Annotated in this window: 11 protein-coding genes and 1 pseudogene; 6 read left to right on the forward strand and 6 right to left on the reverse strand. The window is 67.7% G+C overall.

The features are described 5' to 3' along the window. Positions 1 to 3: 3 nt before the first annotated feature. Genes A5636_RS07790 through A5636_RS07805 form a run of 4 tightly spaced genes read right to left on the reverse strand, consistent with a single transcriptional unit; the run spans position 4 to position 3,035 of the window. A complete protein-coding gene (locus A5636_RS07790) occupies positions 4 to 738 on the reverse strand; it encodes an adenosylcobinamide-GDP ribazoletransferase (RefSeq protein WP_065158108.1) in 735 nt (244 codons plus the stop codon). Beyond that, positions 735 to 1,790, reverse strand: coding sequence for a nicotinate-nucleotide--dimethylbenzimidazole phosphoribosyltransferase (cobT, locus tag A5636_RS07795; protein WP_155763687.1), 1,056 nt, complete (start codon positions 1,788 to 1,790; stop codon positions 735 to 737). The genes A5636_RS07790 and cobT overlap by 4 nt, the downstream gene beginning before the upstream one ends. Next, a complete protein-coding gene (locus A5636_RS07800; RefSeq protein ID WP_065158109.1) occupies positions 1,787 to 2,317 on the reverse strand; it encodes a bifunctional adenosylcobinamide kinase/adenosylcobinamide-phosphate guanylyltransferase in 531 nt (176 codons plus the stop codon). The genes cobT and A5636_RS07800 overlap by 4 nt, the downstream gene beginning before the upstream one ends. Before the next feature lie 28 nt (positions 2,318 to 2,345). Beyond that, positions 2,346 to 3,035: a DUF3043 domain-containing protein gene (locus tag A5636_RS07805; RefSeq protein ID WP_065158110.1), complete on the reverse strand. Its 690-nt coding sequence runs from the start codon at positions 3,033 to 3,035 to the stop codon at positions 2,346 to 2,348. A gap of 159 nt (positions 3,036 to 3,194) precedes the next feature. On the opposite strand from A5636_RS07805, the gene A5636_RS07810 reads away from it, so the two are divergent. Then, positions 3,195 to 4,271 (forward strand): glycerate kinase family protein, encoded by a 1,077-nt coding sequence (locus A5636_RS07810; protein ID WP_172827178.1) that lies wholly within the window; start codon positions 3,195 to 3,197, stop codon positions 4,269 to 4,271. Positions 4,272 to 4,359: 88 nt separating this feature from the next. Beyond that, a complete protein-coding gene (locus A5636_RS07815; protein ID WP_065158112.1) occupies positions 4,360 to 4,716 on the forward strand; it encodes a HesB/IscA family protein in 357 nt (118 codons plus the stop codon). Between the two features lie 12 nt (positions 4,717 to 4,728). On the opposite strand, the gene A5636_RS07820 is transcribed toward A5636_RS07815, so the two are convergent. Further along, positions 4,729 to 5,412, reverse strand: a complete 684-nt coding sequence (locus tag A5636_RS07820) for an Rv0361 family membrane protein (protein ID WP_065158113.1) — start codon at positions 5,410 to 5,412, stop codon at positions 4,729 to 4,731. A 165-nt stretch (positions 5,413 to 5,577) separates the two neighbouring features. On the opposite strand from A5636_RS07820, the gene A5636_RS07825 reads away from it, so the two are divergent. Beyond that, complete coding sequence (locus A5636_RS07825) at positions 5,578 to 6,552, forward strand: carbohydrate kinase family protein (RefSeq protein WP_065158114.1); 975 nt, start codon at positions 5,578 to 5,580, stop codon at positions 6,550 to 6,552. Between the two features lie 21 nt (positions 6,553 to 6,573). Here A5636_RS07825 and asnB read toward each other — a convergent pair whose 3' ends face one another. Further along, positions 6,574 to 8,550, reverse strand: a complete 1,977-nt coding sequence (asnB, locus tag A5636_RS07830; RefSeq protein ID WP_065158115.1) for an asparagine synthase (glutamine-hydrolyzing) — start codon at positions 8,548 to 8,550, stop codon at positions 6,574 to 6,576. Between the two features lie 224 nt (positions 8,551 to 8,774). Between asnB and ctaC the strand changes: the two genes are divergently transcribed. The 3 genes and pseudogenes from ctaC to A5636_RS07845 form a co-directional block, all read left to right on the forward strand. Next, a complete protein-coding gene (ctaC, locus tag A5636_RS07835; protein ID WP_065158116.1) occupies positions 8,775 to 9,842 on the forward strand; it encodes an aa3-type cytochrome oxidase subunit II in 1,068 nt (355 codons plus the stop codon). A 9-nt stretch (positions 9,843 to 9,851) separates the two neighbouring features. Then, positions 9,852 to 10,271: a cytochrome c oxidase subunit 4 gene (locus A5636_RS07840; protein ID WP_065158117.1), complete on the forward strand. Its 420-nt coding sequence runs from the start codon at positions 9,852 to 9,854 to the stop codon at positions 10,269 to 10,271. A 180-nt stretch (positions 10,272 to 10,451) separates the two neighbouring features. Next, positions 10,452 to 10,982: pseudogene (locus A5636_RS07845) on the forward strand (MmpS family transport accessory protein); the annotation flags it as partial.

The following is a 10,982-nucleotide window of genomic DNA, read 5'->3' on the forward strand; positions in this document are numbered from 1 at the left end:
GCGTCACAGACGCACAAAGGCGGCTAACGCGACCGCGCTGACCGTCGTCGTCAGTTCGATCGCCGCGCCCAGCACGTCACCGGTGATGCCGCCGAACCGGCGCGCACAATGCGCGACCAAAACCGCCCCAGCCGCCAGCGCCAGCAGCACCGCCACCGGGCCCTGCCATAACCGCGGCCCGGCCAGCGCGGCACCACCCAGCAGGACCACCGACCAGGCCAGCACCACCGCGAGCGGCTGCGTCCCCGCCACCTGAACGCCCAGCGCGCTGCCTTCGGCCGCCCGCACCGAACGCCGACAGGCCAGCACCGCGGTGACGCGGCCGGCGGCGACGGACACCACGATCGCCGCGCTGCTCAGCGACGAAAAGGCCAGCCCCTGCAAGACGATCACCAGGACGACGGCCGCCACCCCGAACGGGCCGGCCGACCCGTCGCGCATCACCGCCAGCGCACGCTGCGGCGGCCCGTAGCAGCCCAGTCCGTCCGCGGTATCCGCCACTCCATCGATGTGCAGCCCGCGGGTCGCCACCAGCAGCACCGTTACGGCGAGCATCCCGGACAACGGGTGCCCGCTGCCGAACGCCTGGGCCGCGCCCCACGCCGTGGCGGCGGTCAGCGCGCCAAGCGCGAGGCCGACCACGGGCAGTGCCGCCATCGCACCGCGGCCCATTCGGCCGACGGCCGGGACGGGCAGCACCGTCCCGAATGCGAAAGCCGTTGCCAGTGAACGGATCACGTCGCCGGTCCGGTGACTCCCGCCTCGGTGAACGTTGCCATCGAGGCCAGTGTCGCCACGGCTGCGCGCAACACCGGCAAGGCCACCGCGGCGCCGGTGCCCTCGCCCAATCGCATCCGTAGCTCGAGGATCGGCGTCAAGTCGAGTGCCGTCAGGGCCAACGAGTGACCGGGCTCGGTCGATCGATGACCGGCCTGCCACCACTGCCGGGCACCGGGGGCCAACCGCTCGGCCACCAGGGCGGCGGCCGTCACCGCCATGCCGTCCAGTAGCACCGGGGTGCGTCGGATCGCGGCCTGCGCGCAGAAGCCGGCCATTGCGGCGAAGTCCGCGCCACCGCAGGTGCGCAGCAGCGCAACCGGGTCGTCCTTGACCGGGCGAGCACGGAACAGGGCGTCGCGCACCGCGGCCGTCTTGCGCGCCCAAGCGGCGTCGTCGATCCCGGTACCGAAGCCGACGACAGCGACGGGTTCGGTGTCGGTCAGCGCCGCGACCAGCACCGCGGCCGGGGTGGTGTTGCCGATGCCCATGTCGCCGGCGATCAGCAGATCGGCGCCTGCGTCGACTTCGTCGTCAGCGATCTGTTGGCCGGAGGCGATGGCCCGGGCGGTCTCGTCATCGGTCAGGGCGTCTTCGACGGCGATGTCACCGCTGCCGCGCCGCACTTTGTCGCTGAGTATCTCCGAGGGCGCCAGCAACGGCTGCTCACAATCCACGGCCAGATCGACCACGCGCACCGTGGCACCGGCGATTTCGGCCAGCGTGTTGATGGCGGCCCCGCCGCGCTCGATGTTGGCGACCATCTGCGCGGTCACCTCCGGCGGGTAAGCCGAGATCCCGGATCGCGCGACGCCGTGGTCGCCGGCGAACACCACGACCCGGGCCCGTTCGAACTGTCGCGGGGGGCACTGGCCCTGGCATGACGCGACCCATACCGACAGGTCCTCCAGCCGGCCCAGCGCGCCGCGCGGTTTGGTCAAAGAATCCTGCCGGGCGCGGGCAGCCGCCGCGGCGCTTGGGTCGGGTGGCGACACCGGTGCGAACCCGATCACGCCGGCCCCTTGATCGACAGGGTCTGCCCGGCAACCACCAACACCACTCGTTCGCACAGCGCCGCCACCTGCTGATTGAGGCTGCCCAGCTCGTCGGCGAAGCGGCGCGCGGACGCGGTGGCCGGCACCACCGTCAGCCCCACCTCCGGGCTGACCAGCATCAGTGTCGACTCGAACGCGCCGATTGCGGACGCCAGCTGCTCGACGGCGGCAGCCGCCGACCCGTCCGCCCAACCGTGCCGGTCCAGTGTGGCGGTAAGCCAGGTGCCGAGGTCGTCCACCAGCGTCGGAATGCCAGGGACCTGCCGCAACTCGCCGGCCACGTCGTCGGTTTCCACGGTCACCCAGTGTCCCGGACGACGGTCGCGGTGGCCGGTAATCCGACGCAGCCAATCCGGGTCGGTTGAGTCGACCGGCCCGGCGGCCAGATAGCGGACCGGGTCACCCGGTTGCAGTGCGGTTGTGATCGCGTCCTCCGCCCACCTGGATTTGCCCGACCTGATGCCGCCGAGTACCAGCGTGCGCACCTGTGCTCAACCGGCTCTCAGGCGACCGTCAACTGACACTCGCGCCGCGCTCGACTTGTGGTCGGGGCGCGCGCATCCGGCGCATCTGCGAAGCCCGACTGGCAGCGTAAAGGCCTAGCTTCCAATGGCTTTCGGTGTTCTTGGGGAATTTCTCATCGACCAGCCGGCCTACCTTGCGGCCCAGCACGATGCCGTCGATCGTCATCAGGGCCATCAGTACCAGCATGGCCGGAGACATATAGAACTGCAGCTGCGGGACGGCGAACATGGCAGCCAGCAGGAACAGTGCCGACGGCATGAAGAGGCCGAGCACGTTGCGCCGGGAGTCCACCACATCGCGGACGTATCGGCGTACCGGCCCTTTGTCGCGCGGCAGCAGGTAGGCCTCGTCGCCGGCCATCATGCGTTCCCGGCTGTCGGTCATCCGGGCGCGGCCGGCGGTCCGCTCGGCGCGGCGTTCCTCCCGGCTCAGTTTCGGGCGGGCCAGAGACTTGCGCCGGGCTCGAGCCTCGGCCGCGGTCATGGGTGCCGGGGCGACCGGACCCTTTCTGCCCTGTGCCGCACTGCGTTTGGGCGTAGGCCGGCCCTTGGGACCAGTTTTGCGCGATCCGCGTGCGGGCGTATCCGTGGCAGCAGAGTCCTGATCCTGCGCTACCGACGAGTCATCTCCGTTCGCCCCGCTGTCCCCGTCGCCCTTGTTGCGGCCCAGTAGCTTCACAGTCGCCAGGTTACTTCGCCGCTGCCCGGCTATTTGAATTGCGCCAGTAACGCCTGCGGCGGTAGGCCCGTGGACCTACTCTGGCCAGTAATGAACGGCTCGCCAGCCTCGGATGATGCTGCCGGTGGCTTCGGGCCCGGCAGGCTACAGCTGCCCGCAATGCGGGTGCTGGTGGCTCCCGACTGCTACGGCGACAGCTTGTCCGCGGTGGAGGCGGCCGCGGCCATCGCCACCGGCTGGACCCGGTCCCGGCCGGGAGATTCGTTCATCGTCGCCCCGCAGTCCGACGGCGGGCCAGGCTTCGTGGAGGTGTTGGCGAACCGGATCGGCGGATTGCGGGTGCAACGGGTCAGCGGGCCGCTGGACTTCGACGTGGACGCCCAGTGGGTGTTCGACGCGCACACCGCTACGGCGTACCTCGAATGCGCGCAGGCCTGCGGCCTGGGGTTGTTGGGTGGCCCGCCGAACCGGGAGACCGCGATGGCCGCACACAGCAGGGGTGTCGGGCAGCTCATCGGGGTCGCGTTGCAGGCCGGCGCCGCGCGGATCGTGGTCGGCCTGGGCGGCAGTGCTTGTACCGACGGCGGCAAGGGCATGGTCGACGAGCTCGGAGGGCTCGACACCGCGCGTCAATGGCTGGCCGGCATCGACCTGATCGCCGCATCGGATGTGGAGTACCCCCTGCTCGGTCCGTGGGGGGCGGCCCGCGTCTTCGCGCCGCAGAAGGGCGCCGATGCGGCCACCGTGGCGCAGCTGGAGGCCCGGCTGGAAGCGTGGGCTGTGGTGTTGGACACGGTCGCCGGACGCGACGTGAGCGCCGAGCCGGGCGCCGGGGCGGCCGGTGGGATTGGGGCCGCGCTGCTGGCCCTGGGCGCCCGCTGCGAATCCGGTGCCGCTATCTTCGCCGAGCTGACCAATTTCGCCGACGACCTCGACGATGCCGACATGATCGTCACTGGCGAGGGCCATTTCGACGAGCAGTCCCTGCACGGAAAGGTGGTGGGGGAGATCGCCGCCGCCGCCCGCGAGTTGGGAATCCCGGTGATTGTGCTGGCCGGGCAGGTGTCAGTGGACAAAGCCACCACTCGTGTGTCGGGGATCATGTCGGCCCTGGCCATGTCCGAATACGCAGGTTCGGTGCGGTTGGCGCTGGCCGATGCCGCCAATCAGCTGATGGGATTGGCCTCAGAGACAGCGGCGCGACTCGGGAATAGCGGCCCGCCAGGGTACCGTTGACCTAGTGGGTTTTTCCTGACCAGGCCCCAGACGCAACGGACATCCAGCTGGGCGGGCCCACCCGACCATGAGGCATGTAGGAGAAGTAATGACGGTGCAGAACGAGTCGACCACCAAGGCCCACGGCGTGAACCTCACCGAGGCCGCTGCTGCCAAGGCGAAGGCCCTGCTGGACCAGGAGGGTCGGGACGACCTGGCGCTGCGGATCGCGGTCCAGCCCGGTGGATGTGCGGGGCTGCGTTACAACCTGTTTTTCGACGACCGGACGCTGGACGGCGACCTGACCGTGGAATTCGGTGGCGTGGCCCTGACGGTGGACCGGATGAGTGCGCCGTACGTCGAGGGCGCGTCCATCGACTTCGTGGACACCATCGAGAAGCAGGGCTTCACCATCGACAACCCGAACGCCTCGGGCTCCTGCGCCTGCGGCGACTCCTTCAACTGACCCGGTAGCGGGTCAGTACTGGCCCGCGGTGCGCAGCACGTACGAGCACACCATGATCTGGCCACGCTGGAAGAGCAGCTGGGCTATGCCCTGCACCTGACTTCGCGTTGGTCCGCCTGCCGCGGGCGTCGCATCCATGCTGAACAGGACCTGGGCCTGGTACTGCGACAGGTAGACGATCTTGTCGACGGTCGTGACCTGGACTTCGGAGAACTGCTTGCGGAACGCGTCGCTGCTGAGCTTGGCCAGAGCCTGGTCGGAGCGTTTGTCCTTCACCCCGTCATAGATCCCGCACAACGTGTTGCGGACGATGCCGTCGACGTCGCGGTGCGCAAGGGCGTTGAGGTAATTCTGGACGGCCGTCTTGGCTGCGCCCTCGGAAAAGGTGCTGCCGGTGTTGGCGCCATTGGTGCGGACCCCGTAGACGATCGCCGTCGTCAACGCGGCCACCAGTGCGATCGCCAGCAGCGTGCCGATGAGCAGTCGTCTGGTCCGTCTCTGGCGGTAGGGGACCGGTCCGGTGGGGCCGGGATAGTTGGGTCCGTCGCCAGGCGGTGCGAAGGCGTCGCCCCCGCCCATATTGTGCGGAAAATCGACCGTGTCGGGTGCGTCCGGGCCGGCCTGCAGGTACGGCTGCTGCCCCTGGTGAGGTCCCTCGGAGCCGACAGCGGGGTTCGGCGGGTGCGGACCGGCCATCGTTGTTCTCCTAGGCTGGGGGATGAGCGACGAGCGGTTGCCGTCCGGGCATGGGGGCTGGGCAACCGGGTGAGTTCTCTCAGCAGGCTAGCGCAATGGTTACGAGGGGCCTGGCTGACGTTCATGAGAGGCTAGACGGCCGTAGCAGACGAAGGGCGGAATTTTGTGACGATCGTGGTGACCGGTTCTATCGCAACAGATCATCTGATGCGTTTTCCGGGCAAGTTTTCCGAGCAGTTGCTGCCGGAACACCTGCACAAGGTGTCCTTGAGCTTCCTGGTCGACGACCTGGTGGTGCATCGAGGGGGAGTGGCCGGGAACATCGCCTACGCCATCGGTGTCCTCGGCGGTGACACCGCGCTGGTCGCAGCGGCCGGCGACGACTTCGGCGACTACGGCGACTGGCTGCAGAAGCACGGGGTCAACACCGACAACGTGCTGATCTCCGAGACCGCGCACACGGCCCGGTTCGTGTGTACCACCGACACCGAGATGGCCCAGATCGCGTCGTTTTATCCTGGAGCCATGTCGGAGGCCCGCGACATCTCGCTGGCCGAGGTGGTCGAGAACATCGGGACACCCGAACTGGTGATCATCGGGGCCAACGACCCGGCGGCCATGGTCGTGCACACCGAGGAGTGCCGCAAGCTGGGCCTACCCTTTGCCGCTGACCCCTCCCAGCAGCTGGCCCGACTGTCGGGCGACGAAATCAAACAGCTCATCGACGGGGCAGCCATCCTGTTCACCAACGACTACGAGTGGGACCTGCTGCTGTCCAAGACGGGCTGGTCGGCGGCCGACGTGATGGACCAGATCGGGCTGCGCGTGACGACGCTGGGCGCCAAGGGCGTCGAGATCGTCGAACGCGACGGTGCCACGCTTCAGGTCGGAGTGGTGCCGGAGAACAGCAAGACCGACCCCACCGGTGTCGGCGACGCGTTCCGGGCCGGCTTCCTGACCGGACGCAGCGCCGGGCTGAGCCTGGAGCGTTCGGCGCAACTCGGCTCGTTGGTGGCGGTGCTGGTGCTGGAATCGACCGGCACCCAGCAGTGGGATTGGGACCGCTCGGTCGCGGCTTCCCGACTGGCGGGCGCCTACGGCGACGAGGCAGCCGCCGAAATCGCGGCGGTCCTCGCCTAATTAGCCCGGGGTAGCTCGGGCTTACAGCTCGACGGGGTAGACCGGCTCACTGATCTGCGGGATCACGCTGTGCTCGACGAAGACCGCGTGCCACAGCATGAAAATGAGCATCGTCCACAGCCGGCGGCTGTGGTCGCTGGTGCCCACTCGGTGTTCATCGAGCATCCGGCGCACGGCCGCCAGTTCGACCAGGTGGCCGGCCTGCGACGACCCGACCATCTCGTAAGCCCACTCCTGGAGTTCGCCGGCGCGCAGCCAATGCCGGATCGGGACCGGGAAACCGAGTTTGGGTCGATTCAGCACGTGCGCCGGCACGATCGGCTCAAGTGCCCGCCGCAGCGCGTACTTGGTGGTGGTGCGGGTGATCTTGGCCTGGTAAGGCAACCGCGACGCCACCGCGAACACCTTGGGATCCAAGAACGGCACCCGCAGTTCCAGCGAATTGGCCATCGTCATCTTGTCGGCCTTGACCAGAATGTCGCCGCGCAGCCAGGTGAACAAGTCGAGGTGCTGCATTCGGGCCACCGGATCCCAGCCGGTCGACTCCGCGTACACCCGCGTGGACACGTCGGTGTGCGTCCAGTCCTCGCGGAACCCGGGCAACACGTCCCGTAACTGGGCGTCGGAGAAGCTGCGGGCGTTGCCGTAGTAGCGCTCCTCGAGCGTCAGCGAACCCCGGTGCAGCAGGCTCTTGCCGCGCATCCCCTCCGGAAGCGGTCGAGACACCCGGCCCATGGACCGTCGCAGCGGCCGTGGCAGGTAGTCGAAGGGTTTCAGCGACAGCGGCTCCCGGTAGATGGTGTAGCCGCCGAACAACTCGTCGGCACCCTCGCCGGACAGCACCACCTTGACGTGCTTGCGGGCTTCCCGCGCGACGAAAAACAGCGGTACCAGCGCCGGATCGGCGACCGGCTCGTCGAGGTACCAGACGATCTCGGGCAGCGCGGCCACGAACTCCTCGGCGCTGACCACCTTGGCGACGTGCCGGGCGCCGATCGCCTCCGCTGACGCGACGGCGACGTCCAGCTCCGAAAAGCCCTCGCGCTCGAAACCGGTGGTGAAGGTGATCAGCTTCGGATTGTGCCGAATGGCCAGCGCCGCGATGGCCGTGGAGTCGATGCCGCCGGACAGGAACGACCCGACGGTGACGTCGGCGCGCATGTGCTTGGCAACGGAGTCCTCGAGTACCGCGGTGATCTCGTCATAGCGGGCCTGCTCGGTGTCCGAGGTGATTGGCACCGCCGAAAAGCGCGGCACGAAGTAGCGGGTCACCACCGGGTCCGCGCCCGGTCGGATTACCGCGAAACAGCCCGATTCGAGCCGTCGCACGCCGCGGTGCAGGGTCTCGGGCTCCGGGACGTACTGCAGGACGGTGTAGTGCTGCACCGCGCGCTCGTCGATCCCGGTGTCGAAAGCCACCAGATCGGCCAGGTCCAGCAGGCACTTTTTCTCGCTGGCCACCGCGGTGCCGCCGGTGCCGGTCGCCATGAACAGCGGCTTGATGCCGAACGGGTCGCGGGCGCAGAACAATTCGCGGGTGACGGTGTCCCACAAGGCGAAGGCGAACATGCCACGCAACCGCTTGAGGACGTCGGCGCCCCAATAGTGGTAGCCGGCGACGATGGCCTCTCCGTCACCGTCGGTCGCGAAGACGGCGCCGTGGCCGGTGCGCAGTTCGTCGCGTAGTTCCAGGTAGTTGTAGATCTCGCCGTTGAAGACCAGCACGTACCGCTCGGGTGTCTCGGGCGGCCCCCAGCGCAGCGGTTGGTGCGAGTGCGCTATATCGATGATGCAGAGCCGGTTGAACCCGAAAATCACCGAGCCGTCCTGATCGGGGTCGGCCCAGGTGCCCGGTTCGTCCGGACCGCGGTGGCGCATCAGGTGCGAGGCCCGGGCGATCGCAGCGTCGGCGCGAGCGGCGTGGTCCGCCGCCGCTTCGGGCCCGTCCGGGCCTTCTGGGGCGGCCGAAGCGCTCACGTAGGCCAGCAGTCCACACACGGCGCCACAGTATGCCGCACTCGGACGCCCGGTGCGTTGGACGCTCCCGGCGGGTCCTGGTGACCAGGCAGTCGCCCGGGTGAGCGGCGTGGTCTACGCTGCGTAGTATTCGAATCCGAGTATTCGGATCCGATTTGGATCGAGTCAGCCGATGGCCAGTCGGCCCAGCTTGCGGTACAGGAGGCGCCACCGTGACACCTCGCGGGCAGGATCGTTCGCAAAGCTTGTCGCAGAGCAGGTCTGGGCAACAGTCCCCTGGGGGTCGGGGCCGGTCCCGCCGCCTTCGTCATGTTGCGCTGGCGGCCACACTGGGCGTGCTGGCATTGACCTTGAGTGGATGCGGTTGGCAGGACGTTCTGGGCTTGGGCTGGCCTGAGGGCATCACGCCCCAGGCCCACGTCAACCGGCAACTGTGGATCGGATCGGTCATCGCCGCCCTGGTCGTCGGGGCGATCGTCTACGGCCTCATCTTCTGGTCCACGGCGTTCCACCGGAAAAAGAAGGGCGACACCGAGTTCCCCCGGCAGTTCGGCTACAACATGCCGCTCGAGTTGGTGCTCACCATCGTGCCGTTCCTGATGATCTCGGTGTTGTTCTACTTCACGGTCGTGGTGCAGGAGAAGCTGCAGCATCTCGAGAAGGACCCCGAAGTCGTGATCGACATCACGGCCTTCCAGTGGAACTGGAAGTTCGGTTACCAGCGAGTCGCGTTCAAGGACGGCACGTTCAACTTCGAAGGCGCCGACGAGGCCCGCAAGAAGGCGATGGAGTCCAAGCCGGAGGGTAAGGACGAGCACGGCGAGGAGCTGGTGGGCGCGATCCACGGCAAGAACATGGAGGATCGCAGTTACCTGAACTACGACAAGGTCGAAATCCTGGGCACCCAGACCGAGATTCCGGTTCTGGTGCTGCCCAAGGGTAAGCGCATCGAATTCGTGCAGGCCTCGGCCGACGTGGTGCACACCTGGTGGGTGCCGGAATTCCTGTTCAAGCGCGACGTGATGCCGCACCCCAAGGAGAACAATTCGATCAACGTCTTCCAGGTCGAGGAGATCACCCGGACCGGAGCGTTCGTCGGGCACTGCGCCGAGTTCTGCGGCACCTACCACTCGATGATGAACTTCGAGGTTCGAGTCGTGGAGCCCAACGACTTCGTTGCGTTCATGCAGCAGCGGATTGCCGGTAAGACCAACGCGGAGGCGTTGCAGGCGATCAACCAGGCGCCGCTGGCGACGAAGACCGAACCTTTCGACACCCGTCGCGGCGAACTGGCCCCGAGCCCGAGAGGTTAGGACAAAAGCATGCATATCGAAGCCAGGCTGTTTGAGTTCATCGCCGCCTTCTTTGCGCTGTGCTCCGTCCTCTACGGCGTACTGACCGGGCTGTTCGCCACCGGTGGCACCGAGTGGGCCGGCGAAACCGGTCTGGTCCTGACCACCGGCTTGGCACTGCTCACCGCCACCTTCTTCCGGTTCGTGGCGCGCCGGCTCGACACCCGTCCCGAGGACTATGAAGGTGCCGAGATCAGCGACGGCGCAGGGGAACTGGGGTTCTTCAGCCCGCACAGCTGGTGGCCGATCCTGGTGGCTCTGTCCGGATCGGTGGCGGCCGTTGGCATCGCGTTGTGGCTGCCGTGGCTGATTGTGGCCGGTGTGGTGTTCATCATGGCGTCGGTCGCCGGGTTGGTCTTCGAGTACTACCTTGGGCCCGAGAAACACTGATCGCAGTCCGAAGGTCACATCTGGGCATCAGTTGATCGACGCCCAGTCTGGCTGAGGGTCGCTGTCCGGGTCGGTTCGATAGGGTTTCCGGGGCACCATGACAATTCACCGAGTGCGCGGGCACGGATGCAGCCGCGGATCGCTGCGCGCTGGTGAGGCAGCTGGACAGGATAAGCAGACATGAGCGGGCCGAATCCGCCGGGACGGGAACCTGAGGAACCCGACGCTGCCAACGAGCCCGCGGATCTGGAACCCATTGACCACGGGCTGGATGGTGCCGGAGAACTGGCGCCGTTGGACGATCCCGGTCAGCCACTGGACGCCTCTGATCACGGGACGGAGACCGACGCATATTCACGGGCCTACTCCGCGCCCGAGTCGGAATTTTTCACCAGCAGCCCGTATGTGCCGGCCGATCTGGCCCTGTACGACTACGACAGCTATGACGACTTCGAGCGCGACGACGACCGATCACCGCGCTGGCCGTGGGTGGTGGGCGTCGCCGCAATCGTGGCCGCGATTGCGTTGGTGGTGTCGGTATCGCTCCTGGTGACGCGCACCGATACCAATCAACTCGCCAATCCCGCGACGACGACGTCCTCGGCACCGCCGGTGCAGGACCAGATCACCACGACCCGGCCGCCGCCACGGACGTCCGAGCCGCCGCCGCCGCCGTCGGAGCCCCCGCCCCCGACCGGAAGAAGGTGGCAT

This window comes from Mycobacterium asiaticum (genome assembly GCF_001673315.1).
Taxonomy (GTDB): domain Bacteria; phylum Actinomycetota; class Actinomycetes; order Mycobacteriales; family Mycobacteriaceae; genus Mycobacterium; species Mycobacterium asiaticum_B.

Coding starts and splice junctions, on each gene's coding strand:
- A5636_RS07810 (WP_172827178.1), top strand. CDS start 3,195: ATGCGGGTGCTGGTGGCTCCCGACTGCTACGGCGACAGCTTGTCCGCG.
- A5636_RS07815 (WP_065158112.1), top strand. CDS start 4,360: ATGACGGTGCAGAACGAGTCGACCACCAAGGCCCACGGCGTGAACCTC.
- A5636_RS07840 (WP_065158117.1), top strand. CDS start 9,852: ATGCATATCGAAGCCAGGCTGTTTGAGTTCATCGCCGCCTTCTTTGCG.
- A5636_RS07820 (WP_065158113.1), bottom strand. CDS start 5,412: ATGGCCGGTCCGCACCCGCCGAACCCCGCTGTCGGCTCCGAGGGACCT.